24 protein-coding genes are annotated in these 25,738 nt (G+C 65.3%); 17 read left to right on the top strand and 7 right to left on the bottom strand.

Annotation, left to right across the window (positions count from 1 at the left end; genetic code table 11):
- The first annotated feature begins 36 nt into the window (after positions 1-36).
- The 12 genes from G6N33_RS17700 to G6N33_RS17645 all read left to right on the top strand — a co-directional run bounded on the left by G6N33_RS17700 (position 37) and on the right by G6N33_RS17645 (position 11,661).
- Positions 37-1,287, top strand: a complete 1,251-nt coding sequence (locus G6N33_RS17700) for a hotdog family protein (protein ID WP_044507914.1) — start codon at positions 37-39, stop codon at positions 1,285-1,287.
- A gap of 4 nt (positions 1,288-1,291) precedes the next feature.
- Complete coding sequence (locus G6N33_RS17695; RefSeq protein ID WP_044507916.1) at positions 1,292-2,098, top strand: enoyl-CoA hydratase/isomerase family protein; 807 nt, start codon at positions 1,292-1,294, stop codon at positions 2,096-2,098.
- 5 nt (positions 2,099-2,103) lie between these two features.
- Positions 2,104-3,351: an acyl-CoA dehydrogenase family protein gene (locus G6N33_RS17690; RefSeq protein ID WP_044507918.1), complete on the top strand. Its 1,248-nt coding sequence runs from the start codon at positions 2,104-2,106 to the stop codon at positions 3,349-3,351.
- Entirely contained in the window at positions 3,348-4,163 is an 816-nt protein-coding gene (locus G6N33_RS17685; protein ID WP_044507920.1) for an enoyl-CoA hydratase/isomerase family protein, read from the top strand. Before G6N33_RS17690 ends, G6N33_RS17685 begins: the two co-directional genes overlap by 4 nt.
- Positions 4,160-4,960 (top strand): enoyl-CoA hydratase/isomerase family protein, encoded by an 801-nt coding sequence (locus G6N33_RS17680; RefSeq protein ID WP_044507922.1) that lies wholly within the window; start codon positions 4,160-4,162, stop codon positions 4,958-4,960. Before G6N33_RS17685 ends, G6N33_RS17680 begins: the two co-directional genes overlap by 4 nt.
- Positions 4,957-6,408, top strand: coding sequence for a class I adenylate-forming enzyme family protein (locus G6N33_RS17675; RefSeq protein WP_044507924.1), 1,452 nt, complete (start codon positions 4,957-4,959; stop codon positions 6,406-6,408). The genes G6N33_RS17680 and G6N33_RS17675 overlap by 4 nt, the downstream gene beginning before the upstream one ends.
- A gap of 513 nt (positions 6,409-6,921) precedes the next feature.
- Positions 6,922-7,581 (top strand): hypothetical protein, encoded by a 660-nt coding sequence (locus tag G6N33_RS17670; RefSeq protein WP_044512312.1) that lies wholly within the window; start codon positions 6,922-6,924, stop codon positions 7,579-7,581.
- 96 nt (positions 7,582-7,677) lie between these two features.
- Positions 7,678-8,040: a hypothetical protein gene (locus G6N33_RS17665; RefSeq protein WP_044507926.1), complete on the top strand. Its 363-nt coding sequence runs from the start codon at positions 7,678-7,680 to the stop codon at positions 8,038-8,040.
- A 14-nt stretch (positions 8,041-8,054) separates the two neighbouring features.
- Complete coding sequence (locus tag G6N33_RS17660) at positions 8,055-8,657, top strand: SDR family oxidoreductase (protein WP_044507928.1); 603 nt, start codon at positions 8,055-8,057, stop codon at positions 8,655-8,657.
- The gene (locus G6N33_RS17655) at positions 8,654-9,412 is read left to right on the top strand and encodes an SDR family NAD(P)-dependent oxidoreductase (RefSeq protein ID WP_044507929.1); all 759 of its coding nucleotides are present in this window, start codon (positions 8,654-8,656) and stop codon (positions 9,410-9,412) included. Before G6N33_RS17660 ends, G6N33_RS17655 begins: the two co-directional genes overlap by 4 nt.
- A gap of 6 nt (positions 9,413-9,418) precedes the next feature.
- Complete coding sequence (locus G6N33_RS17650; protein ID WP_049919004.1) at positions 9,419-10,306, top strand: TIGR03619 family F420-dependent LLM class oxidoreductase; 888 nt, start codon at positions 9,419-9,421, stop codon at positions 10,304-10,306.
- Between the two features lie 176 nt (positions 10,307-10,482).
- Complete coding sequence (locus G6N33_RS17645; RefSeq protein WP_044512315.1) at positions 10,483-11,661, top strand: amidohydrolase family protein; 1,179 nt, start codon at positions 10,483-10,485, stop codon at positions 11,659-11,661.
- Between the two features lie 69 nt (positions 11,662-11,730).
- Here G6N33_RS17645 and G6N33_RS17640 read toward each other — a convergent pair whose 3' ends face one another.
- From G6N33_RS17640 to G6N33_RS17625, 4 genes are read right to left on the bottom strand one after another with little or no spacing between them, the layout of a single operon-like run.
- Positions 11,731-13,287 carry a class I adenylate-forming enzyme family protein gene (locus tag G6N33_RS17640; protein WP_044507931.1) on the bottom strand — a complete coding sequence of 519 codons (1,557 nt, stop codon included), beginning with the start codon at positions 13,285-13,287 and terminating at the stop codon, positions 11,731-11,733.
- A complete protein-coding gene (locus tag G6N33_RS17635) occupies positions 13,284-14,486 on the bottom strand; it encodes an acyl-CoA dehydrogenase family protein (protein ID WP_044507932.1) in 1,203 nt (400 codons plus the stop codon). Before G6N33_RS17635 ends, G6N33_RS17640 begins: the two co-directional genes overlap by 4 nt.
- Positions 14,480-15,448 (bottom strand): acyl-CoA dehydrogenase family protein, encoded by a 969-nt coding sequence (locus G6N33_RS17630; protein ID WP_044507934.1) that lies wholly within the window; start codon positions 15,446-15,448, stop codon positions 14,480-14,482. Before G6N33_RS17630 ends, G6N33_RS17635 begins: the two co-directional genes overlap by 7 nt.
- 7 nt (positions 15,449-15,455) lie before the next feature.
- Entirely contained in the window at positions 15,456-16,652 is a 1,197-nt protein-coding gene (locus G6N33_RS17625; RefSeq protein ID WP_044512317.1) for an amidohydrolase family protein, read from the bottom strand.
- A gap of 250 nt (positions 16,653-16,902) precedes the next feature.
- On the opposite strand from G6N33_RS17625, the gene G6N33_RS17620 reads away from it, so the two are divergent.
- Both G6N33_RS17620 and G6N33_RS17615 read left to right on the top strand, forming a co-directional pair.
- Complete coding sequence (locus tag G6N33_RS17620) at positions 16,903-18,027, top strand: acyl-CoA dehydrogenase family protein (protein WP_163771564.1); 1,125 nt, start codon at positions 16,903-16,905, stop codon at positions 18,025-18,027.
- Positions 18,027-18,929, top strand: a complete 903-nt coding sequence (locus G6N33_RS17615; protein ID WP_044507939.1) for a TIGR03619 family F420-dependent LLM class oxidoreductase — start codon at positions 18,027-18,029, stop codon at positions 18,927-18,929. The genes G6N33_RS17620 and G6N33_RS17615 overlap by 1 nt, the downstream gene beginning before the upstream one ends.
- Positions 18,930-18,933: 4 nt before the next feature.
- Here G6N33_RS17615 and G6N33_RS17610 read toward each other — a convergent pair whose 3' ends face one another.
- Positions 18,934-19,374 carry a nuclear transport factor 2 family protein gene (locus G6N33_RS17610; protein ID WP_044507941.1) on the bottom strand — a complete coding sequence of 147 codons (441 nt, stop codon included), beginning with the start codon at positions 19,372-19,374 and terminating at the stop codon, positions 18,934-18,936.
- Between the two features lie 50 nt (positions 19,375-19,424).
- On the opposite strand from G6N33_RS17610, the gene G6N33_RS17605 reads away from it, so the two are divergent.
- From G6N33_RS17605 to G6N33_RS17595, 3 genes are all read left to right on the top strand, one after another.
- Complete coding sequence (locus tag G6N33_RS17605) at positions 19,425-20,054, top strand: cysteine hydrolase (protein WP_044507943.1); 630 nt, start codon at positions 19,425-19,427, stop codon at positions 20,052-20,054.
- 97 nt (positions 20,055-20,151) lie between these two features.
- A complete protein-coding gene (locus G6N33_RS17600) occupies positions 20,152-21,345 on the top strand; it encodes an amidohydrolase family protein (protein ID WP_044512319.1) in 1,194 nt (397 codons plus the stop codon).
- Positions 21,342-21,818, top strand: a complete 477-nt coding sequence (locus tag G6N33_RS17595) for a MaoC family dehydratase (RefSeq protein ID WP_044507945.1) — start codon at positions 21,342-21,344, stop codon at positions 21,816-21,818. Before G6N33_RS17600 ends, G6N33_RS17595 begins: the two co-directional genes overlap by 4 nt.
- 47 nt (positions 21,819-21,865) lie before the next feature.
- Here the strand turns inward: G6N33_RS17595 and G6N33_RS17590 are convergent, their stop codons facing one another.
- Positions 21,866-24,256 (bottom strand): CaiB/BaiF CoA transferase family protein, encoded by a 2,391-nt coding sequence (locus G6N33_RS17590; RefSeq protein ID WP_044507947.1) that lies wholly within the window; start codon positions 24,254-24,256, stop codon positions 21,866-21,868.
- Complete coding sequence (locus tag G6N33_RS17585) at positions 24,253-25,713, bottom strand: aldehyde dehydrogenase family protein (RefSeq protein WP_044512321.1); 1,461 nt, start codon at positions 25,711-25,713, stop codon at positions 24,253-24,255. Before G6N33_RS17585 ends, G6N33_RS17590 begins: the two co-directional genes overlap by 4 nt.
- Positions 25,714-25,738: the final 25 nt, after the last annotated feature.

Raw genomic sequence — 25,738 nt, 5'->3', positions numbered from 1 at the left:
TAACGGCGTTTCCGTTTTTCGGGTATCTTAATTTCCATGCCGGAAGCCGGTCAGATTACCGACGAGGGATTGGCCCGGTTGCGTGCCACCATCGGCATCGCGGTTCCGCACACTCAGCCGCCGCACTACGTCAGACCCAATGAAGACTGCTTCCGCCACGTGGCGGAGAGCTACGGCGACGCCAACCCGCTGTGGACCGACCCGGAGTACGCCGCCAAATCCGTGTGGGGCGAGTCGATCGCGCCACCTGCGCTCGTCGGGGGCGACACCCTGATAGGCGAGGACGAGGTGACCACGCTCTCCGACGAAGACCGAGCTTTGACCAAGGGTGACCCTTTGCGCGGCGTCCATGCCTTTTACGCCTCTTCGTCGCGCGAGTGGTGGGCGCCGCTGCGTGCCAATCATCGCGTCTTCCGACGCAACGCTCTGGTCGCGGCGCTGGACAAGAGCAGCGAATTCGCCGATCGGGCCGTCCACGAGTGGTCGGCACAGGTGTTCCGCGACGACGAAGGCGTCATCTTGGGCGCGCAGTACCGCAACATGATCCGCACCGAGCGCAGCAAGGCGCGCGGCCGCAAGAAGTACGAGGCCGTCGAGCTGAAGTCGTGGATGCCGCACGAAATCGCGGAATTAGACGAGAGATACGCGCGCGAAACAGCGCGCGGCGGCGACCCGCGATGGTGGGAGGATGTCGACGAGGGTGACGACATCGGAACCTTGACCAAAGGCCCGCTGACGGTCACCGACATGGTCTGCTGGCACGTCGGCATGGGGACCGGGATGTATGGGGTGCGGCCCCTGCGGCTGGCATGGCGCAATCGGCAGCGCATTCCCCGTTTTTACACGCCCAACGAACATGGTGTGCCCGATGTGCAACAGCGGGTGCACTGGGAACCGGAGGCAGCCCGCAACGCCGGGAATCCCACCACCTTCGACTACGGCCGGATGCGCGAGACGTGGCTTATCCACCTGTGTACCGACTGGATGGGTGACGACGGCTGGCTGTGGAAGCTCGGCTGCGAATTCCGGCTCTTCAACTATGTCGGCGATCTACACACCATCACCGGAAGGGTGGTCCGCAAGTATCTCGCCGAGGACGCTCGGCCGGCTGTCGACCTCGAGCTGGCGGCGACAAACCACCGTGGCCAGATCACCGCGCCGGGAAACGCCACCATTCTGCTGCCCAGCCGCGAACACGGACCCGTCCGGTTACCCGATCCACCCGGACGGGCAACCAACCTAACCGACCTGCTCACCGCCGTGTCGGCGCGATTCGCCGAAGCCTGAGCAGATGAGTTACGACAGCGTTGAAGGCCTCAGGGCCGAACAAGAAGGTGCGATCTTGCACCTAAGTTTCGAGCGGGCCGACCGCCGGAACGCGGTCAACGACGTCATGCTCGACGCGATGATCGCCCATGTCGCGGCCGCGGGTGTCGACGAGTCCGTCCGTGTCATCAGGATCGACGCCGCGGGACCTGACTTCTGCGCGGGCTCCGACCTGATCGCCAATAACACCCGCGCCGAGCGAAAGCCCAGGGTGGGTAGCACACAGCGCCGGCTGCCCAACAAAGCCAATCGGCTCATCCCGCTGATGCTCGAGACTCAGCTGCCGATCGTGTCGGTGGTGCGGGGCTGGGCCGCCGGTCTCGGGTTTCACCTTGCGCTAGCTTCCGACTTCTGCGTCGCCGCCGAGGATGCGCGGTTCTGGGAACCCTTCATGGCCCGCGGCTTCACCCCCGACAGCGGTGCGGCCTGGCTGTTGCCGCGGCTCGTCGGACTGGTCCGCACTCGGCAGCTCCTGATGCTCGGCAAGGAAATCTCCGGCTCCACCGCGGCCGAGTGGGGCATCATTCACGCCGCCGCACCTGTCAGTGAACTGGAAGCGGCCGCAAGCGAACTGATCGCGGGCCTTGCCGACGCCCCCACGGTGGCGCTGGGCCTCACCAAGTGGCTGCTGCAGAGCGGCAACGGGCTCGACCTGGACCGTCACCTGCAGAACGAGGCGATGGCGCTCGAGTTATCCAGCCGCAGTGACGATTTCAAAGAGGGTTTGGCGGCCTTCCGCGACAGACGTGACGCGAAGTTCCAAGGGCGCTAGAAATCATGACGCCACTGCCGATCACCGAGGCCACTAGCGCCGCCGAAGCCGTCGCGGCCGTCGAACAATGGGTCGACGCCGAGGTACCGGCCTCCTGGCGCGCCGCCGCCGCCGAGGGGCCCGCTGCCCTGCGCGCGGTGCGAAGTCCCGCGGACTACCGGCAGTGGTATCCCATCTTCGCCGCGAGCGGTCTTGTCGTGCCGACCTGGGCGCGCGAATACGGCGGACTGGGTATCGGCAACGAGGTCGCCCGGGCAATCGATCGGGTGCTGCGTCCGCTGCGACTGTCCCGGCTGAATCCCTTGGGGCTCAATAACGCTGCCGCAGCGTTGTTCAGCCACGGCACCGAAGAGCAGCGGCTGCGGTTCCTGCCGCCGATCGTGCGCAACGAGGAAAAGTGGTGCCAGCTGTTCAGCGAGCCCGGCGCCGGGTCCGACCTCGCGTCGTTGGCGACCCGGGCCGTCCGGGACGCCTACGACTGGGTGATCTCGGGCCAAAAGGTCTGGACCACATGGGCCGACGAGGCCGACTTCGCGATCCTGCTCGCCAGAACCGATCCGGAGGCGCCCAAGCACAAGGGCATCACCTACTTTCTGCTCGACATGCATCAACCCGGCGTCGAGGTGCGGCCATTACGTCAGATCACCGGCGAGGCGGAGTTCAACGAGGTCTTCATCGACAATGCCCGGGTACCTGACGCGCACCGCGTGGGCGAGGTCAACGACGGCTGGCGGGTCAGCGCATCGACGTTGTCCAGTGAGCGGCAGATGGTGTCGGGCTCCGGGTCGGGAGGCATGGGGCGCCTGGGCGGCTCCGGCACGGATCGCCTGATAGCGCTGGCGCGCGAGACCGGCCGGTGGGACGACCCGGTCGTCCGGAACAAGATCATGCGGCTGTGGGCACAGGAGCAGATCCGCGGCTGGACCAATGACCGTGTCAGGGCGGCACTTTCGGCCGGCCAGTCGCCGGGAGCCGCATCCTCGATCGGCAAGGTGCACCAGGCCACGCTCAACCAGCAAATCCAGAACCTCATGGTGGACCTGCTGGGCACCGACGCGGTCGCCTGGCCGGCCACCGAGGACCCGGACGCCTTGCCGCGAGACGTCCACGGCATGCTGCGCAGCCTCGCGAACGGGACCGAGGGCGGCACCACCGATATCAACAAGAACATCCTCGGTGAACGCGTGCTCGGGCTACCCAAGGAACCGGACCCCTGGAAGGGGAAGCCCTGGAAGGACATTCCGCGCTCGTGAGCACTTACCAACGGTTGGTAGTGGAGAAGTCCGACGGTGTCGGCTGGCTCATCCTGAACAGGCCGAACGCGGGTAACGCCTTCGACTCGTTGATGCTCGACGAACTCGAGAGGGCCTGGGCTGACCTCGAGGACGATCCCGCCGTCCGGGTGATCGTCAACACGGCCAACGGCGATGCATTCTGTACGGGCATGGACGTGGTGCAGGTGGCGCGCAACAAGGAGGCGATGCGCCGGCATTCACGTCGGACCCGGGACGCCGAGCTGAAGATCTCGTCATGGCACTGCGGTGTATGGAAGCCCGTGATCGCGGCCGTGAATGGCGTTTGCGCCGGCGGCGGCCTGCACCTGGTGGCCGACGCCGACATCGTGATCGCGGCCGAGCGGGCCTCGTTCGTCGACCCGCACGTGTCGCTCGGTCAGGCCGTCGCCTACGAGGCGATCACGCTACTTCGCAAGTCCCCGATGGAGGCGATCACCCGAATGGCGTTAAGCGGCAAAGGCGAACGCATCTCGGCGCAACGGGCCTACGAATTGGGCATCGTGTCCGAAGTGGTACCCGCCGACCAGCTCCACGCCGCGGCGGGTCGGCTCGCCACCGCGATCGCCGCAAATTCCCCAACCGCGCTGCGGGCCACCAAAAAGGCGCTGTGGCATTCCCTGGAAGTCGGTATGACCCAGGCGCATGAGGATGCCGCCGACGAAATCTGGCGGCTGCGTCATCATCCCGATCACGCCGAGGGCGCCCGGGCGTGGCGCGAGAAGCGCACGCCGCGCTGGCAACCGCTGTCGAACGCCGCGGAGGCGTCATGACATACCAGAGACTGCTCGTCGAGCGGCACGGGCCGGTGGGCTGGATCATCAACGACCGGCCGGACCGGCTCAACGCCTACGACGTCGTGATGCGTGCGGAATTCCCCAAAGCCTGGGCGGAATTGAATGCCGACCCCGACGTTCGCGTCATCGTGCACACCGGCAACGGGCGAGCATTTCAGGTGGGCGCCGACGTCGAGGAGCTCGACGGCGAGGCCGTGCTGCAGTTTCAGGAGACTATGCGCACACTGGACCTCAAGTTGACGGCGTGGCACTGCAACGTCGAGAAGCCGGTCATCACGGCCGTCAACGGGGTGTGCGCCGGCGGCGGGTTGCACTGGGTGGCCGACGCCGACATCGTCATCGCGTCGTCGAATGCGAGCTTCGTCGATCCACACGTCTCGATCGGCCAGGTCAGCGCCTTGGAAACCATCGCCCTGATGCGCAAGATGCCGGCCGAGGCCGTGCTGCGGATGGCCCTGGTGGGCAGCCACGAACGGCTCAGCGCCCAGCGGGCATACCAGCTCGGCATGATCAGTCAAGTGGTCGACCCGCCAGAAAAGCTGCGCGAGGTCGCTCAGGAGCTCGCCGAGAAGATCGCCAGGAACTCTCCCGCGGCGATGCGCGCCACCAAGCGCGCGTTGTGGGGCGCGCTCGAATACGGCCTGACGGACGCGTGCCGAGAAGGCGCCAAGCACCTGACGTCGATGTGGGGACACCCCGACCAGAACGAGGGTCCCCTTGCCTTCGCGGACAAGCGAAGTCCCAAATGGGCTCCGTTGGAGGTGGATTCGTGAATCTCACCGACCTGCTGAGCGGCCTGCCCGAGATCGCGGTGCACATGCTCGACAATGAGGTGTCGCGCGACGAGCTGACAGCCAGCGCCGACCAACTCGGCGCGGTGCTCACCGAGAGCGGACTGACAACGGGGCAGGTTGTGGCCGCCATGCTGCCCAACGACGCAACCGCCGTCGCCGCGCTGTTCGGCACGTGGCGTGCCGGTGGGGTGTACACACCGCTGAACCCGAGGGCGGCCGACGTCGAGGTCGTGGACCAGCTGAAGACATTGCGCCCCGCCGCAGTCATCACGACGCCCGGTCTGGCACATCGTTTTTCGACGTTTCACATCCCCGTCATCCTCGGTCACGCGTTGGCGTGGGCGACGGCGGGCCAAGGCGACCAGCCGGCCGATGCGCGGTGTTGCGACGCCGATGTGGCGCTGCTGCAGTTCACTTCCGGTACGACGGGTCCACCGAAGCCGGTGCCACTTCGTCACACGACGGTGCTCGACCTGATCGACCGACTGTTGACGAAACTGCGTGGCACCAAAACTGCCACAGAAACCCCGAAGCGTCCGCCTATGCCGAACCTTGTGCCGCTGTCGTTGTCGTTGTGGGCCGGCATCTACCAGGTGCTGTTCGCGTTCCGCGCACGTTCGGGCGTGGTGCTGATGGAGCGATTTTCCGCGTCGGATTTCGCCGCGCTGATTCGGCGGTACCAACTGCGATCCACGGTGCTGCCGCCCGCGGCGCTCACCATGGTGCTGCACGACGACTCGGTTACGGACTTGTCGCCGCTGAGGATCGTGCGGTCGATCACGGCTCCCCTGTCGCCCGTTCAAGCGGCCCGATTCAGGGACAAGTTCGGGGTGATCGTGCTCAACTCCTACGGCCAAACAGAACTCGGCGGCGAGGTGGTGGGCTGGTCGGCCGCCGATGCCCGCGAGTGGGGCGAGACCAAACTCGGATCGGTGGGACGGCCGCTGCCGGGCATTGATGTGACCATTGCCGACGACGAGGTGATGGTGCGCACGCCAACGACAGCGGCCCGCAACATCGATCCGGCCTTCCTCGACCGGCTCACCGACGATGGCTGGTTCCACACCGGTGACCTGGGTTGGTTCGACGACGATGGGTTCCTGTGGCTAGACGGCCGGGTGTCGGACATGATCAACCGCGGCGGCCTCAAGGTCTTCCCGGGCACCGTAGAGGACGTCATCCTCGGCGCCGGCGGTGTGCGGGAAGCCGCCGTCGTGGGCGTACCGGACGAGCGGCTCGGCGAGGTGCCGTGGGCATTTGTCGTGCGCGGTGATGACACGGTGACAGAGGAGAGCCTCACCGCCTGGTGCCGGGAGCGGCTGACGCCATATCGCGTACCCGTGCGATTCGTGTTCGTCAACCGGCTGCCCCGCAACGACGTCGGCAAGGTGGTCAAGCGCGAACTCGCCGCCATGGCCGACGTGTGAAGCTGCCGGTTCACCGCTCCCGCTTTTGATAACACATATTCTCTAAATTGAGAGTACTGCTAGCATCCGGAGAATATTTGGATCTCACCCAGCAGCCGCCGGAGTCAGGAGTAACGGACGTGATCGAAGAATTGGTGCGGATGGCGGTTACCTGGGGCGTCATGTGCGCACTGGTCGCCTTCTTCTACTGGATGCTCTCGAACATCGGCACGTTTTAACCGCCGCGATGGGGCCTCCGATCCCGGGGGGGCGAACAGCACTCGCAGTGGGGCGTCGCGGTCGGCATGCCCCACCGGTACCCGAAAGATCAAGGAGGGATCAGCGCGGTGGACGACCAGGATCGCCGACGCAGACGCGGCCTCATCGTTTTCCAGATTTGGATTTACGGCCTGTTACTGACGATGTTTCTCATCCAGCTATCGATGTTGCTGACAAGAGATTGGTAGGCCCATGCGATTGCCCTCTGCGATGTCACCCCGCACCAACGGTGGGTCTCACTTCGCGGCACCAAGTTTGGACGAACACGACCAACAGAGCCGTCGGGCACAACGACAAGCGGATCTGTGGCTGATCGCAGGCACGGCACTGATGGGCACCCTCGTGCTCGGCGTGTTCGGGCTCCCGCTCTTTCTGCGTGGCTTGTACCTGTTGCGCAATGCCCAACGCGAGGGCCTATCCGTGCGTCCGTTGATGGTCACGCTCATCGGCTACGTCATCATCCTGGACGCGGCTCTGAACAGCATCGGCTGGGCGCTCGACCTATTCGCCAATCACGCGCTGATCACCCGCACCGTGTTCACTGCATGGGGGAATCTGATGGACGGGGGATATTTCTGGCACTACAACGAACTCTGGATCGGAGGTGCCAGTGCTCCGGGCGAGAAGGCGTGGGTTCTCGTCTGCGTCCTCATCGCCTTTCCCATGCGGATGGCCGCCGCGATTGGCTTCCTCCAGATGAAGCGCTGGGGCCACCAGTGGATGATCGTGACGTGCTGGTTCGGCGTGGTGGTGTGGACCGGCTACATCTTCAACATGACGTTGTACGCCGATGTCCGTTATGCGGCCGTGGGCCTGCCCGTGCTGGCCTGGTGGGCCTACAACGTCTTTTACATAACGCCGTTCCTCGCTATCCCCTACCTGCACACGGTCAACCGGGAAATCTTCTCCGACTGACCGATCCCGGAAAGGACTACGGTGTCTGAATCAATCGTGGACGCAAGCGCATCGGCCGAGTCGCTGCCGCCGGGCACGACATCGACGTGGGCGCGAATGCACAAGTGGCTCAAGCGAGGATTGTTCGTCTGCCTGTTCGGATTGGTGATCGAGGGATCGCTTACCGTACCGGTGATTGCGGTCTGGTACGGGTGGCCCACGCTGTCACTCACCGAGATCTGCAGCGAATTGCTCAAGGTGCGGTACTCCAACGACACGATCGAATGCGAGCAGCCCTATCCCCTCGGCGGTCCGCCCTTCGGCGGCGCCCCCGAAGCGGCTGGGCAGCACACCGCAAAGGACGACTGGGGAGTCCAACCCCACCCGCGGTACAACCGAATCGGCTTCCGCGAACTGGTGAAGATCCACGATGAGCGAATCGCACGGCAGGCGAAGGCGTCCTCGATTCCAAAACCGTAGGTCGGTGTAGAAACATGACAGCTCCGCACGTGATCGGGCGCAGTGATGCCATCTCGGCGGCGATCGCAGCACGTCTCGAATCAGTCGTCCACGACGTCGACGAATCGACTCAGCCGACCTCCGACCACGTTGTCATCGTGGTCGGCGTCGATGCGTCACTCGAACCAACTCGCATCGGCACGTTGCGTGCAACAGAGTGGCACCGACTCGCGGAGCATCCGATGCGACAGGCGCTGAATGCGTTGCAACGCTCGTATTCCTCGATGCGCCAAAAGGGAGGGCGCATCGTCCTGGTGCTGCCGTCCATCGGAATGACCGGGGCGCCATGCCTAGTTCCCTACGCCACCGCACTCGAGGGAATCCGTGCGATGGCCAAGTCCGCTGCTCGCCAATGGGCATCTCAAAACCTCATCGTCAATATGATCGCCGCTCCGCTTCATCTTTTCGCGCCCCGGCTGAGCGCATCGGCCGGCCACGTGACCGCGGCCGCGCTTCAGGACGATGACGCGCTCATCGAATCGATAGTCGAGACGACACGATTTCTGCTCAAGCGGGAAGTCACTGGTCTCGTCGGCGAAACCGTCATCGTCGACGGCGGAGCCGTGATGCTCCCATGACGATCAACGATTACACGGTGCTGGTCACCGGAGCCGGTGGCGGCGTGGGGCACGGAATCGCCCGCGCCCTCGCACTGGACGGCGCCCACGTCTTCATTGCCACCCGATCGGACAACGGAAGAGCCATCGCCGCCGAACTCGTGGAGAGTGGTCATCGGGCGAGCTGGGTCCGCTGTGACGTCACCGTCCGGGAGTCCGTAGTCGGCGCTGTCGATGCCGCAGTGCGCGGCACTGGGCGCCTTGATGCCCTGATCCACAACGCCACAAGCAACGCATCCAGCCAGCCGCACCGCCTCCAGGACGTCGACGAGGCGTTGTGGCAGGACCACATCGGCGTCTCGGTGACGGGCGCGTATCACTGCGCGAGCGCGGCTTTCGAGGCGCTGTGCGAACGCGCAGGGACCTTCTTGGTGATGACCTCGCCCGCCGGTATCGAGGGGAGCGCCACACTACCGCTGTACGCCACGGTGAAAGGAGCACTGCGGGGCTTCGCCAAAAGCCTGGCACGCGAATGGGGGCCTCACGGCATCACCGTCAACGTCATCTCGCCGCTCGCCTACTCGCCCGCTATGACCGCGGCCATCGAAGCGGAGCCCGCAATGGAGGAGCGGCTCGCACGGCGGATCCCACTGGGCCGCATCGGCGATCCGCAGATCGACATCGGTTCGGCCGTCACGTTCCTCGTGGGCCCGCGCGCCAGATACCTCACCGGCCAGACCATCGGGGTCGACGGCGGCCACTTCACCAACCTCTAGGCGCTCGTGGAAATCGGTCTCGTCCTCCCCCACAGCGGCCCACATGCATCGCCGTCCTTCATCCGCGACTTCGCTCAGACTGCCGAGGGCTGCGGTATCGACAGGCTCTGGGCGGTCGACCATCTCGTCCTGCCCCGTCACACCGACTCGTTCTATGTGCTCGGCCGTAAGCCAACGCGAGTCGCCGACGGTTGGCTCGCCGAAAATCTCGCCCCAAATTTCGAGCTGATGACCACGCTCAGTTGGGTAGCAGGGTTCACGAACAGCGTCGGGCTCGGATCATCGATTTCCGTTCTTCCTCTTCGTAATCCGATCGTCAACGCCAAGCAGCTCGCGTCGCTCGACGCGTTTTCGGGCGGCCGCCTCGTCTACGGCGTGGGAGTCGGGTGGTTGAAGGAGGAGGCAACGGCGATGGGCATGCCATGGGACCGCCGGGGTGCCCGCAGCGAGGAACACATCGCGGTCTTGCGGACACTGTGGTGCGCGGCCGATCCCTACGTCGAGTTCCACGGGCGGTTCTATGATTTCGCACCGATGGATTCGCGCCCGCAGCCCGCTCAACGACCCATTCCGATCCTGGTGGGCGGTCACTCCGATACGGCGCTCGAGCGGGCAGCGCGGATCGGAGACGGCTGGATTTCTGCGCCGACCTCCGCGGGCCGGCTGGCCGAACTCATCGCGACCCTGAACCGATTCGCCGACGCCCAAGGCAGATCGGCGGCGAACCTGTACAAGGTCGCGTCGACCACCTATGCCGACGCCCGATCATTGTCCGAAACGTGTGACGCCTACCGTCGACTGGGCATCGATCATGTACAAGTCCTCGTCCCCGGCGACGCGCCGCGACTGGTGATCGACCGCCTGCAGGAAGTCGCGGCCGCGGCGCGGGAGTGAATGTCTCGGGGTCGAATTTTCCACCGGCCGCTGTTCTCGGTAATTTGGTGCGAGAATGAGCACTCTCAATCTAGGATAGTGGCGTTGTCGTTCGGTGCGCTCCCGGCAGCTGAGTGGACGTCAACAAGCTCCAGCCGCGTTTCGGCGAACCTGACAGTGTCTCGAAAGGAACCACAATGCCCCAGCCCAAGGCTTTCGAAGTGTGGGATGCGGACAATCACATGTACGAGACGATCGACGCCTATACGCGATACCTGCCGGAGAAGTATTCCGAAGCATTGAAGTTCGTCGACATCAATGGCCGCAAGAAGCTGCAGATCCTGGGCGTTATCACCGAGACCATCCCCAACCCCACCTACGAGGTGATTCCCACTCCCGGCGCCTGGGCCGATTACTACCGCGGGATCAACCCGGAGGGCAAGACGCTGCGCGAGCTTGCCGAGCCGATTCGCTGTCCAGACGAGTTCCGACGTCCCGACCTGCGCCTGGCGTTGATGGACCGCCAGGGCGTTGACGGCGCGCTGATGTTTCCGACCACGGCGGGCATGCTCGAGGAACGGACCAAGTGCGACACCGAGCTCACCCACGCGGTTACCCACGCCTTCAACCGCTGGCTGCTTGAGGACTGGACGTTCAACTTCAAGGACCGTATCTTCCCCGTCCCGGCCATCTCACTCAACGATCCGGCGAAGGGCGTCGCGGAACTCGAGTGGTGCCTGGAAAACGGGGCGAAGACGGTGTTGATCCGGCCGGCGCCGGTGCCGAGGGAAGACGGCACCTCCCGCTCACCTGCCCTGCCCGAGTTCGACGACTTCTGGCGGCTCGTCGAGTCGTCGGGCATCTCGGTTCAGATGCACAACTCCGACTCCGGTTACGACCGCTACCTCTCCGATTGGGAGGGCGGTGACGAATTCCAGGGCTTCCAGCTGACGAAGTTCCGCGGATTCATCTACGAGGAGAGCCGCCACATCTTCGACACGCTGGCAGCGTTCATCGCGCACGGCGTGTTCGAGCGGTTTCCGGGCCTGCGCATCGGCGTGGTCGAGAACGGGGGGTCGTGGGCGCAGCGCCTGATGGATGCGTTCGATCGGGTGTACCGCAAGAAGCCGCGCGATTTCAGCGAGCACCCGGGGGATGTCTTCCGCAGACACGTGTGGGTGAACCCGTTCCACGAGGAGGACATGTCGCACCTCATCGACATCCTCGGTGCGGATCGGGTGATGTTCGGCTCGGACTACCCGCATCCCGAGGGATTGGCCGCGCCCGCGGACTTCGTCACGGAGCTCGAAAACCTCCCTGCGGCCACCACCGCGCGCGTAATGGGCGGCAACCTCAAGGAGCTCATCGCGGTCTAGGTAATCTCCGCACAGGTGGGTAACCTCAATTCCGCTATGCGCGTTATCGGTTCGATCTTTAGCCTGGCGTCATCGGCTCCCGAACCGGGTCCGTAGTTCGGTCTTGAGTACCTTGCCGGTGAGGTTGCGAGGCAGCGCATCGACGATCTCGAGTCTCTCGGGCGTCTTGTGCTTGCTCAGTCCTCGGGCTTGGCAGTGCTCGGAAACCGAGGAAAGCGTCACCGTCGCGCCGGGGCGAGCGACGACGACAGCGCACACCCGTTCACCGGTCCGCTCATCGGGTACCCCGATGACCGCGACGTCGGCGATCGCAGGGTGGCTGGCCAGCACGCCCTCGATCTCGAGCGCCGAGATGTTCTCCGCGTTGCGGATGATCGCATCCTTGATGCGTCCCGTGACGACGACGTTGCCCTGGCGGTCGATGCGTCCTAGATCGCCTGTGCGGAACCACCCCTCGGCATCGAATGCTTGGGCATCCAAGGATGCATCGACGTAGCCCAGGAAGCACGGCGGCCCCTTGAGCCGCAGTTCGCCCTCCACACCGCACCCGACTTCTCGCTCGGATTCATCGACGACTCGCACCGAAACGCCTGGGACAGGTTTGCCCACGGTGCGGTCCAGCAGCTCCGGCGGGCCGCTCGGCGCTTGAGAGGTAGCGACCGGGAACTCGGTCAGGCCCCAGGAATTGGCCACCCCGTTGACTGAAAATACCTGTCGCACTTCACGACCCAACGCGGGCGTGATAGGCGCGCCACCGCCGACACACCCCCGCAGATCGGGAAATAACGGCTCGCTGCCATGTGCGCGCTGTGCGGCCATGAATGCGACGAAGAACGGGGTCGCGCTGCCCAGCAGCGTCGGTCGATGCGCCGCGATGGCGAAGGGGGTCTCGACCGGATCGAAGGCGTCGAACAACACCAGCCGCATGCCGGTACGGAGCGCCGCAGCGAGCATGGCGGCGCCTCCGATGTGCGAAACCGGGAACGCGATGGGGTTGACATCGCTGCTGGAGGCGCCCACGATACCGACAACGCCTGCCGAGCCGGCGATGACCGAACGGTCGCAGTGCCGCGCGCCCTTCGGGGCTGCCGTGGTGCCCGAGGAATAGTAGATCCAGCGCGGTTCCTCGCCGGAGTGCGGCGGTGGCGGCAGCGCCGCCGGATCACCGACCGGCAGCCGAAGTCCGACGGCGATGGGCGCGCCGTGGTCGACGACCACGACAGACATGGAACGGTCAGCGCTGATCTTATGCGCGAGCGCGGTGTGGTCGAAGTTACGCCACACTCCGGGAACGATCATGACGTCGGTCGCGAGTTGCGTTGTCACAAAACGCAGTTCACTCTCCCGCCAGATCGGCAGTACCGGGTTCTGGATCGCACCGAGGCGCGCCAACGCCACCATGACGACCATCGTCTCCAGTGTGCTCGGCAGTTGCCACGACACGACCGTTCCCGCCCCAATCCCCCATTGCGCCAGTGCCGCTGCACACGTCAAGGCGGCCTCCCGCAGCTGTGCGCTGGTCAACTTTCGCCCGTAGTCGTCGATGAGCACCACCCGTTCGGGGTGCGCCCGAGCTGCGGCCTCGATCAGCGACCAGTAAGTCTGGGCGATGGGATGCGGGGTCACCGGCTCGGCAAGTGCAGTCTGCGCTTGGCGAGGATGTTGCGCATCATCTCCGAGCTGCCCCCCGATATCGTGTACGCGCGCGACCACAGCCAGCATTCGCGCAGCCGCTCTTTGGCCTGCCGCACGTCGTCGTCTCCCGGATCGATGACCGTCACAGCCGCCGCCAGCTCCGCGCCATACGCCGCGACCCGGTGATAGGTCTCGGCAAAGCTCAACTTCGCAATCGAGCCGTCTCCGGGCTGTTCATCGCCCGATGTCAGCCGCTCCACGTGATCGTCGATGAACGCCTTGGCCACTTCGACTTCGACGGCCAACTCGGCGACCTGCTGGCGGATGTCGCCCGAGTCCAGCGCGGGCGCGCCGTCGATGAGCGCCTTGCCGGCCACGGTGACCAGATCGTCGATCAGCAGTTCGAGCAGGATGACGTTGCCGCCGATGCCGAATCGTTCAAAGTCCAGGCCCGCCATGATGATCGACCAGCCCTGCCCCACTTCCCCGATCAGGCTCTGAGCGCCAAGCCTGACCGAAGTCAGGAAAACCTCGTTGACCTCGATGGCGTCACCGATCGTGCGGATCGGGCGGATCTCGACACCGTCCGCGGACAGCGGCACGGCAAACACCGATAGGCCGTGGTGGCGCGACGACGCCGGGTCGGTGCGGATCAGGGCGAGGCCCATGTCAGCCCAGTGCCCGTCGGTGATCCACGTCTTTTGTCCGTCGAGGAGCCAGCTGCCATCGGCCTGGTGCACACCGCGGCTGCGGACTGCGGCGATATCGCTACCGGCATCGGGTTCACTGAGCAGCTGGCACCAGACGTGTTCGCCGCGCCGGATGGGTGGCAGCAGGCGCCGCTTCTGCTCGTCGGATCCGAAGTGCAGGAGCACGTGTGCGGCGAGGTTTACCTGGTCCACCGGACGTGGTGCGCGGGCACGCAGGATTTCCTCGCTCACGATGCGATCGTGCAGCGGGTGGTGGTCGTCGCGACCGCCGTATTCGACCGGCCAGTCCGCTCCCGCTAGCCCCGCCTCGAAGAGGCTGGCGAACCACGCGCGCAGCAGGGCTTCTTGTTCGGCAGTCTCGGGCGCCCGGTGGCCTTCGCGCGCTTGGATCGGCGGTGCATGTTGGGCGATGTGTGCCCTGACCCGCTCCCTGAAGTCGGACAGCTGCGCATCGGTGGGCCGGTCGACTGCGCTCACCACCCCGACACCTCCGCCACCAGCGCCCGACTGGAGCGCGCCGTACCTACCAAATGGCCGTTGGTGAAGACGCGCCGCAGCTCGTGGTGCAGCGGATACTCCCACGTGAAGCCGATGCCGCCGGACAACTGCATGCACTCGTCTACGGCGGCAGTGGCCTTCGCCGCGACGAACGCGTGCGCAGCCGCCGAGAGCAAAGTCGCCCTTTGGTCGGCCGAAGCGAGTGCCCGCGCCGCCCTCATGATGACCGCGCGCGCTTTGACCTCGAAGACGAGCAGTTCCACGAGCCGGTGCTGGATCGCTTGAAAACTCGCAATCGGCGCGCCGAATGCGATGCGTTCCTTGAGGTATCCCGTCAACCGTTCCAGGGTCATCGACACCGCACCCACGGAGTCGGCGGCAACAAGCAACCGAGCCACGGCGGTCAACTCGTCGGCCCGTTCCGCAGAACCGATCAACGCGCTGGGCACGTCCGTCACGTCGATACGCCACGCCGTTCTCGTCACGTCCAGCAGATCGGCGTCCAGCTCGAACCGGTCGCGATTCAGGTCACGCAAGAGGTGAATTCCGTTGCTGCCCAATGTAATCACAATATCGATATGGTCGCCGCGAAGGATCCGTGCGGCCTCCCCCACGGTGGCGAAGCCGGCCGTCAGGGAGCAGTGGGTGCCGGCGAGCAGGCCCGGCAGCCACTGCTGCCTGACGTCCTCGGGCGCGGAGGCGAGCGCCGCGGCGCCCATCGTGGTTCCGAACCATGCCGACCCGTCCTGCGCTCGCCCGAGCTCCTCGGCCACGACGCAGGCCTCGACCGGACGCCAGCCGACGCCGCCCATCACCTCGTCGACGAGCAGCCCGGTCCAGTCCATCGCCGCAAGGTCCTTGACCGTTCCTCTGTCACCGCGTTCGGCCAAAAACTCCCGTGCCGACGCTCTCAACAGGTCGAGGTCAACGTCCTCGTCTGCCATCGGGTTGTTAGCTGCGGGTGAGCAGCTGGTCGGCGTTGTCGCGCATGATTCGCCGCTTGGCGGCATCGTCGAGCGGATCGAGCAGCTTGGCGAACTCGGCCGGCACGGCCAGGCCTTCGGCGTGCGGATAATCCGAGCCCATCACCAGGCAGTCGTCGTAACCCAGACCCGCGACGACCGCGGGGATGTCGTCCTCGGGATACGGCACCACGCGGACGTGGCGGCGGAAGATCGCCGACGGGCGCTCCGTCAACTTGCCCCCGATCCACGGCCCGTTGCGGCCCATGCCCCGGCTCTTGTCCATGTGCCTGACGAAGAAGGGCACCCACTCCGCCCCGTGTTCGGCGACGAGGACTTTCAGATCGGGGAAGCGGCCAAAGAGGTTGTCGAAGATGAGGGCGGACAAGGTCTCCTCGATCGGCCGCTGCCCATAGATATTCATCCACTGCCACGCCGACATGTGCCACGAGGCGGGGTCAGGGTTCTGTCCCCATGCGGGCGAGATCGCGTTGAAGTACCAGAACGGCATGATATGAAACACCAGCACGCAGCCGGCCTCCTGCAGGCGCGCATAAACGGGGTCGAAGTACGGGTCGCCCGGCGACCGGCCATACGCCGGCCCTGTTGGCAGCAGTACGAATTTTGCACCTTGGGCGATGATCGCTTCCGTCTCTGCGATCGCAGAATCCAAGTCGCGCAACGACATCAGCGCCGTGGCGTAGATCCTGCCTTCGTAGTCGAAGCCCCACTCCTCGTCGAACCATCGGTTGAACGAGCGCAGATTCGCATACAGTGCGGGCGTGTCGTCGACATAGTGTTCGGCCGCCAGCGCCATACCGCTCGGATAGATGACCATGCGCTCGATGTTTTGGTCCGCCATGACGGCCAGGCGTGCGGCACGCTCGACGAATTCCGGTTGCATGGGCTGGGGCTCGTAGGACTCCTCAGGGTTGCCCGATCCCATTTGCTTGAGCATCTCCTTGAGCGAGCCGGGCCGGTAAGCGACGTCCAGGCCCAGACCGCCCTCGCTGTTAAAGGTAGCGACGCGATGCCCGGCTAGGATCACCTCGACGCCGTCCGCCCCGCGCACGGTGGTGATCGCCCGGTCCCGGAACTCTTCGGGCAGGTAGCGGGTGAACGCATCCCGGGTCTCGTAGCAGTGGGTATCGCAGTCAAAGATGCCGTAATCGAGTTTCGTCGTCACCGCGTCGTTTCCCTCCATTTGAGAATGTAAATTCTCTATTTTCAAAAAACATACTATCCTGATGCGGCAATGGCTATCCCGGGCCGGATGGCCGAGGCGCTTCTGCAGCTCGTCGCGCCGGCTCCGCCGCGACCGCACCGAGGAGACATGGCACCTTCAGAACCCCTGGCGGACAACGGGATCGGGCAGGCGGCAATGCACTTATCTATTCACCCCGATTCCATGGCGGGGCTGAGCGGGGAGTCCATCTGTGCCCAGCAGTGAGCTCGATGAGCTACGCAGCGTCGTGCGCGACTACCTGACGGCCGCATCGCCCAGCGAGACCGTGCGTAAGTTGATGGTGACGGACACCGGCTACGACGAGGCGTCATGGCGCCAGATGGCCGTTGAGTTGGGCCTGCAGGGCATCGGCGTTGCCGAGCAATGGGGCGGGGCAGGTGCCGGCGTGGCCGAGCTGGCGGTGGTCTTCGAGGAAATGGGGCGCGCGCTGCTGTGCTCCCCCTTGTGCTCCCCCTTTTTCGCCACCGTGGCCCTGGCGACCCAGGCCATTCTCGCCAGCGGCGACGATGCCGCGGCGGAAGAGTTCGTCCCCGGGTTCGTCGACGGCTCCGCCACCGCGACGCTGGTCCTCAACGGCCGCCTCGACGCCTGGGACCCCGCCGCCGTGACGTTGCGGGCCGATCGCAGCGGCGCGAGCTACCGGATCCATGGTGAGGCGGGACTGGTGATCGATGGTCACACCGCGGACGTCATCCTGGTCGCGGCCAACACCGAGTCCGGCATCTCTTTGCTGGCGACTCGGGCCGGGGCAGCGGGGGTGCACCGCACACCCCTGGCCGGACTCGACCGCACGCGCAAAGTCGCCCGGCTGGAGTTTCGCGGTGCCCAGGCAGCATTGATCGGCGCGGAGGGGGCCGCGGGCGACTTCCTGGCACGCACGTCGGACCTCGCCATCGTGGCGCTGGCGGCAGAACAGGTCGGCGCGGCGCAGCGATGCCTCGACACGTCCGTCGACTACGCCAAGCATCGAATCCAGTTCGGCCGGCCAATCGGCAGTTTCCAGGCCATCAAGCATCGGTGCGCGGACATGCTGGTTCAGGTTGAGGGCGCGCGTTCGGCGGTGTCGCATGCGGCCGAGGTCGCTCACACCGACGACCTGCCGACCACCGCATCGGTCGCGAAATTGGTGTGTTCGGAAGCCTTCCTGCAGGCCGCGCTCGACAACATGCGCATCCACGGCGGTATCGGCTTCACCTGGGAACACGACGCCCATCTTTTCGTCCGCCGCGCCAAGGCCAGCCAGTTGATCTTTGGCGACCCGGACTATCACGCCCAACGCCTGGCCACGCTCGTCTCCGCAACGAAAGGACCCTAGTGACCGTTTCTTTCTCCCTCGAACTGCCGACCCAGCGCGTCGAGGCGGTCGAGGAATTCGTGACCGCCGATGCCATTGCCGACATCGCGCGCGCGGCGGAGGCAAGCGGGTTCCACGCGGTCCATGTCACCGACCACCCCGCACCGGACGCGAAGTGGCTCGACCACGGCGGGCACCACGCCCTTGACCCGTTCGTCGCGTTGGCGTTCGCCGCCGCCGCAACGACCGATGTCAAGCTGCTCACCAACGTATACATCGCTGGCTACCGCAACCCGTTCCTCGGCGCCAAATCGATCCAAAGCCTCGCGGTGCTCTCCGGGGGGCGGCTGATCCTCGGCACCGCCGCGGGATACCTGAAGCCCGAATTCAAAGCTCTGGGAACAGATTTCGACAACCGCGGCGCCCTGCTCGATGAGGCGCTCGATGTGCTGGCCAAGGTACTCACCGGCGAAGACGTCGCCTACGAGGGAACGTCGTTCGCTGCCCGCGGTGTCCGGCTGCGCCCGCTGCCCGCGAGTCCACCCCCGGTCTGGGTCGGCGGCAACAGTAAGGCGGCGGTTCGCCGGGCGGTGTCGCGCGCTCAGGGTTGGGCGCCGTTCAATACGTTCGGCTACGCGGCGGCGTCACGGACCGCGGAAATCTCGACGATCGACGAGTTGCAGCTCGCCATCGATTGGGCCAAGCAGTACGCGGCCGAGATCGGCCGCACCGCACCGCTGGACATCTGCTTCTCGGCGGGAAACCTGTTGGACGACAGCAAGTCCCCCGACGAACGCTCCGCGACCATCGCACGGCTCGAGCAGGCCGGGGTCACCTGGCTCACCATCGCGCCGGCCGGCACCGACCGCGCCGAACTCATCGACCGTTCCCGCGCCTTCGCCGACGAGTTCATCACAGGGTGACGCGTTATCCGGCCATCAGACTGCCGGCGGCAAAGGCGTCCACGATGATCCGGCGATGGACGAACAACCACCGACCGTTGACGGGTGTCAGTACGTCGCGGTAGCGCCCCCAGTGGTCGAGCCCGATGTCGGTGTGGACCGCGAAGTAACTGCTGACCTCGACCCGTTCACGAGTCACCGACCCGAACCGGATGCTGGAGACGTGATGGCGGACATGAGTCGGCGCCGGCCGCGCCGGTTCCCCCCGCTGCCTCACAGCGGAGCCGAGGCCCGCCTCGATCTGCGTGGGTCCCGTGAGCGGCCCGGCACCCCCAGTGAATTCCAGCACACCGTCTTCAGCGAAACATGCCGCCAGGGCACGAAGATCGAATCGATCTGTCGCCGCGGTGTAGTCAGCCAGCGTCTGCCGCACCGACTCCCGAACCTCGAGCTCCCACTCCTGCATCGATCCTCCCGTCGAAAAACGCCTGCCCGGACACGATAACGTCTATTCTCATGCCGCAACCAAGCCTGAAAGACCTGATCGATCCGTCCACCACCGCATTGGTCACCCAGGAATGCCAGGGCGGGGTGATAGGAGCGCAGGCCGGCCTGCCACTGCTCGCCGAAGAAGCCCAACGTGAGGCTGTGCCCAATATCGTCAACCTGGTCGGGGCCGCCAGGACGGCCGGCGTCACGGTCGTGCACTGTCTCATCCAGCGGCGCGCGGACGGTCGCGGCTCCAATACGAACGCCCGGCTGTTCGCGGCCGGCAAGTCCTTTCCCGTCGACCTGACTCCCGGCAGCGCCGGCGCGTCGGTGCTACCCCAGTTAGGGCCCGCCGATACCGATCTGGTACTCACTCGCATCCACGGCCTCGGCCCAATGTGCGGCACCGATCTCGACTCTGTGCTGCGCAACCTAGGCGTCAAGACGATTGTGGGGGTCGGCGTTTCGGTCAACGTCGCCATCACGAACTTTGTCATGGATGCCGTCAATCGCGGTTACCAGTTCGTGTTGCCACGCGATGCGGTCAGTGGATACCCGCGACAGTACGCAGATGCGGTCATCGACAACACGCTGTCCCTGCTGGCCACGGTGACCACGTCCGGTGCGGTTGTCGACGCGTGGCAAGCGTTGACCTGAGATAACACTACCCCGCCTGGATGTTACTCAGCGCGGATGATAACGTCGTTTTCACATAGCGTAAATGATCATATTCGCTGCTCAGGAGGAAAGTCCCGTGCCTTCCCGTTCCCTGCCCTATCCGGTTTTCGACATCGACAACCACATGTACGAGACGACGGACGCACTCACCAAGTACCTCCCGAAGGAGCATCGCGGAAAGGTCGGTTACGTCGAGGTCAACGGCCGGCCCAAGCTCGTCGTCAAGGATCGCATCAGCCACATGATCCCGAACCCGACTTTCGCGCGGGTGGCCAGGCCGGGCAGCGCCGAAGACTACTTCCTGGGCAACAACCCCGAAGGTCTGAACTTCCGCGAATTCATCGGCGAGGCAATGGATGTCATCCCCGCCTACCAATCGCCCGCCCCCCGACTGGAGCTGATGGACGAGCTGGGCCTCGACCAGTGCGTGATGTACCCGACCCTGGCCAGCCTGATCGAGGAACGCACCACCGACGATGTCGTCCTCACCCACGCCATAATCCACGCGCTCAACGAGTGGATGCACGAACACTGGACGTTCAACTACCACGACCGGATCTTCCCGACCCCCGTCATCTGCCTACCAATGGTGGACGAGGCGATCAGGGAGCTGCACTGGGGCCTGGAGCGGGGCATGAAGACCTTCCTGGTTCGGCCCGCACCGGTGCCCAGCCGCTTCGGCGGCTCGCGATCCATGGGCCTGCCCGAGTTCGATCCATTTTGGGAAGAGGTCGTCAACGCCGACATCCCGGTCACCATGCACGCCTCCGACAGCGGCTACCAAAAGCACCTGATGGAGTGGGAGGGCGGCGAGGAGTACCTGTCCTTCAAGCCAAGCGCGCTACGCGAAGTCGTCATGGGCCACCGGGCCATCGAGGACACCCTGGCCGCGATGATCTGTCACGGCGCCCTATCACGTTTCCCGGATTTGAAGATCTTCTGCGTCGAGAACGGCAGCGGCTGGGTGCGCAACCTGCTCGAGCAGCTCAACACCGCCTACAAGATCATGCCCAAGGAGTTCGACGAGCATCCCGTCGAGGTGTTCAAGCGCAACATCTACATCCACCCGTTCCTTGAAGACGACATCAAGGGCATCATCGACATCATGGGCGAGGACCACGTGATGTTCGGCTCCGACTTCCCTCACCCCGAGGGTATCGGCGACCCGCTGAGCTTTGTCGACCGGCTTGACGGCGTCTCAGCATCGGCCAAGGCGAAGATTATGGGCGGCAACGCTATTGAGCATTTGAAGCTCAAGGTCGCGGCATGACTCGGGCGCCCGCCTACCCGAAGGTGTACGACGGGATCGCCGACTTCGAGGCCCACGTGGGAGAACACCTTGGTTACAGCGATTGGCGCCGGGTCACGCAGAAGGAGATCGACCTGTTTGCCGCGGCGACGGGTGACCATCAGTGGATCCATGTCGACCCGGACAGGGCAGCCGCCGGTCCGTACGGTAAGACCATCGCGCACGGCTACTTGACGTTGTCGCTGGTGCCCATCCTGGTGCAACAGATCTACCAAGTGACGGGGCTGGCGATGCAGGTGAACTACGGCTCGGACAAGCTACGGTTCCCCGCGCCGGTACCGGTCGACTCACGGATTCGGGCCGGCGCGGAGCTGCTGAAGGTCGAGCGCACCGACAAGGGCGGACGAGCCACGGTGCGTGTCACGGTCGAAGTCGAGGGAAACCAGCGTCCGGCGTGTGTCGTAGACACCATCGCGGCGATGGTCGACGCCTGACCACGCAACGCCCGCGGTCACCATCGGGCCAGCTGGCAGCGGCATCGCTAAGCGCCCAGTAGGCGATGCCCTATGACGCTTTGCTCACGCAATGCGGCGATCTCCGCATCGGAAAGTCCAAGCGCGCCAAGCACCTCCGCGTTGTGCTGGCCCAGTGTCGGTGCCGCGGTCCGGTGATGGTGCGCCGGACCGGGCGAAATCTGAAATGGCCAGCCGGGAAATCTCTGTCGTCCAGTGATCGGGTGGATGAGATCCTGATAGAAACCGCGCGCATCGAGCTGCTCGACGTCATACATCTCGTCGGCCGCGAGTAATCGCTCGGCCGGGATGCGGTGCTGGACAAGCATTGCCAGCAGGTCTTCGGCGGGTCGGCTGCACGTCCATCTCGCGACCACCTCGTCGAATTCGTCGTGGTGTTGCCGGCGAGCTTCCGAAGTCGCGAATCGCGGGTCGTCTCGCAGCTCGTCACGATCAATGGCGCCCAGCAACGCAAACCAATCATCGTCGTTGCGCACTGAGATCGCGACCCATTCGTCGGCGAGAACCGTTGGGTAGACGCCTTGGGCGTATACGCGGTGGCGGTTTCCCTCGCGCGGCCGCACCGTGCCAGTCAGCGAATACTCGATCACGGGTTCGGCGGTCACCGCAGCGCCAATCTCAATCTGCGCGACCTCAACCAGCTGGCCCTCACCGGTCGACCGCCGGTGCTCGAGCGCGGCCAGTACCGCCACACCTGCATGTACGCCGGCGATCGGGTCCGCCGGGCCTTGCAGGTTACACGGCGGTCCATCCGGGTAACCGGTCATGGCCGACATCCCGGACACCTGTTCGATGTTCAGCGCCCAGCCCACGTAATCTCGCCACGGCCCCGCCAGGCCGAATCCGGGCATCCGCACCATGATCACGTCGGGGTTGATCTTGGCGATGGACTCGTAGTCGAGCCCGAACTGCTCAACCACGCGCGGGGAGAAATTCTCCACTACCACGTCGGCTTCGGCGGCCAGTCGCAAGGCCAACTCGCGGCCGGCGGCAGAAGTGAGGTCAAGGGTGATGTCGCGTTTGTTGAGATTCGTTCCCTGCCACAGTGGTCCGCGTTCGTACCAGTCGTCCCCTTCGCGCAGTAACGATCCGGAGTAGCGGTGGCCGTCCGGGCGCTGGATGGATTCGACCTTCACCACGTCGGCCCCGAACGCGCCGAGGTAGCACGTCAGATAGGCGCCGGCCCAGAAGGTGCTCAAGTCGAACACCTTCAACCCGGCGAAGGGCAGGGCGACATTGGGGACGTCGTCATCCCGGCGGCGCGCACCGCTCTCGGCCCAGGCGGCCTGGGCGTCTCGTCCCAGAGCCGGAGCGGGCATCGGTGGCGGGACCGGTGTCTTCGAAAACCGAAACGGCGCTCCGGGTCTGGTGAATCGCCACGCGTCGGTCGCCGCCTCGATGAAGAACCCCCGCTCGGCATACTGCGGACAGGCGAGTATCGTGTCGCCGTCGGTGACCGGAGCGGCGGGTATCCGCATGGCCTGACTCAACTCGACCAGATCGGCGACGGTCATCGAATCGAGAAACGGCTGCGCCTTGGCAAAAAAATCCTCGCGCTCGGGCCCACCGAGCATGATCGCGAGTTGATGCTCGCCGAACTCCGGCAACCCGACCATGGCGCACACGTCCAGCCAGTGCTGACCCGTCAGGCAATTGATGCCGATCCAGCCGTCGGCGGCCCGCACGATCCCCAGCATCGGTGCGGCTTTGGAATTCGTCGGCAGGCCAAGGCTTTTGAGTCGAGCCGCCATTAACATGGGGTAGGGCAGGGTCGACAGCAACGACTCGAACATCGAGACGTCGACCTCGACAGGCCTGTTCGTCCCCGCTGCGGCGATGCGCAGGGCCGTCAGCGCGCCGAGGGCAGCATACGAGCCCGTGATGTATTCCGGGATCCGGGCACCCGCCTGTACCGGAGCCCGCCCGGGGTCGCGCACATTGACCCATCCCGCCGCCGCCTGCAGGGTCAATGGAGTCGTCACGCGATCGCGCAGCGGTCCCTCTTGGCCGAAGCTCGAGATTCGCACGACGACAAGTTCGGGGTTGGTCCGGCCAAGGGTCTCCGAGTCCAGGCCCCACTGAAAGCGGGCAGCCGACCCTGCCGGCAAGTCCTCGACAAGCACATCCGCCGTCGAGATCAATTCGTGGACGGCCGCGAGCCCGCTCTCCCGGCCGAGATCGGCTGTGACGCCACGCTTTCCGGCGTTCAAGTACTCGAACAGTCCGCCTTGGTCCGGATCCGCGGAGGGGGACGGGCCCCAACGGCGCAACGGGTCACCCGTCGGCGGCTCGATCTTGCACACGTCGGCGCCTAGGTCAACGAGCAACTTCGTGCAATAGGGCCCCGCAATTTCGGAGGCAACCTCGACGACGCGCAATCCCGCCAGCGGCCGGTTCACGCGGGTATCCCAATTGCCTTCGGCTCCATGTAGGCCCGCAGTCCCATCACCCCGCCCTCCCGTCCAATCCCGCTCTGCTTGAAGCCACCGAACGGCGCGTCCCCGGGAATTGTGCCGTTGATCGACACCTGCCCGGTCCGGATCCGGCGAGCGATGCCCAGCGCACGGTCGATGTCGCTTCCCCACACCGCGCCACCGAGCCCGTAGGCCGAGTTGTTGGCGATGGCGACCGCATCGTCGTCATCGCGATACCGCAGCACCGTCAGGACGGGTCCGAACACCTCCTCCTGTGCGATGTGAGAGCCGGCCGAGACATCGGTGAGTATCGTTGGCTCGAAGTAGAAGCCGCTGGCCAGATCCTTCGGGCGAGCTCCTCCTGCCACCACCGTCGCACCGTCGGCTTCAGCCCGTTTGACGAAACCCTCGACGCGATCGAGGTGCTCGCGGCTGATCAAAGGTCCCATGGTGACCGCCGGATCGGCCGGATCGCCGATCACGACCGCACGGGCCAGCGCGGCGAGTCGGTCCACCACGTCGTCGTGGATCCCGTCCGGCAGTAGCAGTCTGCTGTGCAGGATGCAGGCCTGACCGGCGTGCATCGTGCAACCCTCGAACAGCAGCCGCTCCGTCAATTCGTCGTCGACGTCGACGTCGGCTAGCAGGATGGTCGCCGACTTCCCGCCGCACTCCAGCAGGATGCGCTTCATGGTGGTCGCCGCGCCCGCCATCACATCGCGCCCGACGACCGAGCTGCCGGTGAAACTGACCATGTCGACCCTTGGGTCCAGGGTCAGGCTTCTGCTGGCCTCGACGCTGGTCGGTGTCACCACGTTGACCACACCCGGCGGAATGTCGGTGTCCTCATGGATGATTCGAGCGAGGGCGAGCCCGGCCAGCGGCGTCAGCGGCGAGGGCTTGAGCACGAGCGTATTCCCGGCAGCCAGCGCCGCTCCCAATTTCATGACGTTGAGGGTGTGCGGGAAGTTCCACGGCGTCATGGCCGCCACCACACCGAGCGGTTCGTAGCGCAACAGCGTGGTGCCCGCGGCCCCCCACGCTTCCAACGGCGCCTCGCTGGGTTCGACTGCCAACTCAGCGGCATGACCAACCATGAATACCGGACCGTCCACGTGGATCAGCCGCTCGTTGGCCGTACAGCCCCACTCGGCCTGCGCCAGGGCGTAGATCTCCTCGCCCCTGGCTAGCAACGCGTCGCTGAGCTGCTGCAGGCATCGCGCGCGCTCGGCGGGCTCGGCCGCCGGCCAGGGCCCCGTGTCGAAGGCAGTCCTCGCCGCCGCGATCGCCTGCTCGACCTGCGCCACGCTGGCGTCGGGCGCCGTTCCGATCACCGCTTCGGTCGCGGGATTGATGACGTTGTAGTGCCCGCTGTCCGGCTCGGTCCACTGCCCGCCGATGTAGTGCCCCTGCGCGTCGAGGAGGGACCGAGATCCAGCCATCATCCGCCTACCTTCCCTGACTGCT

The sequence above is a fragment of the Mycobacterium simiae genome (genome assembly GCF_010727605.1).
Classification (GTDB): Bacteria; Actinomycetota; Actinomycetes; order Mycobacteriales; family Mycobacteriaceae; genus Mycobacterium; species Mycobacterium simiae.
Note: the sequence above shows the minus strand (reverse complement) of the source record. Positions and strands in the feature narration are given on the sequence as shown.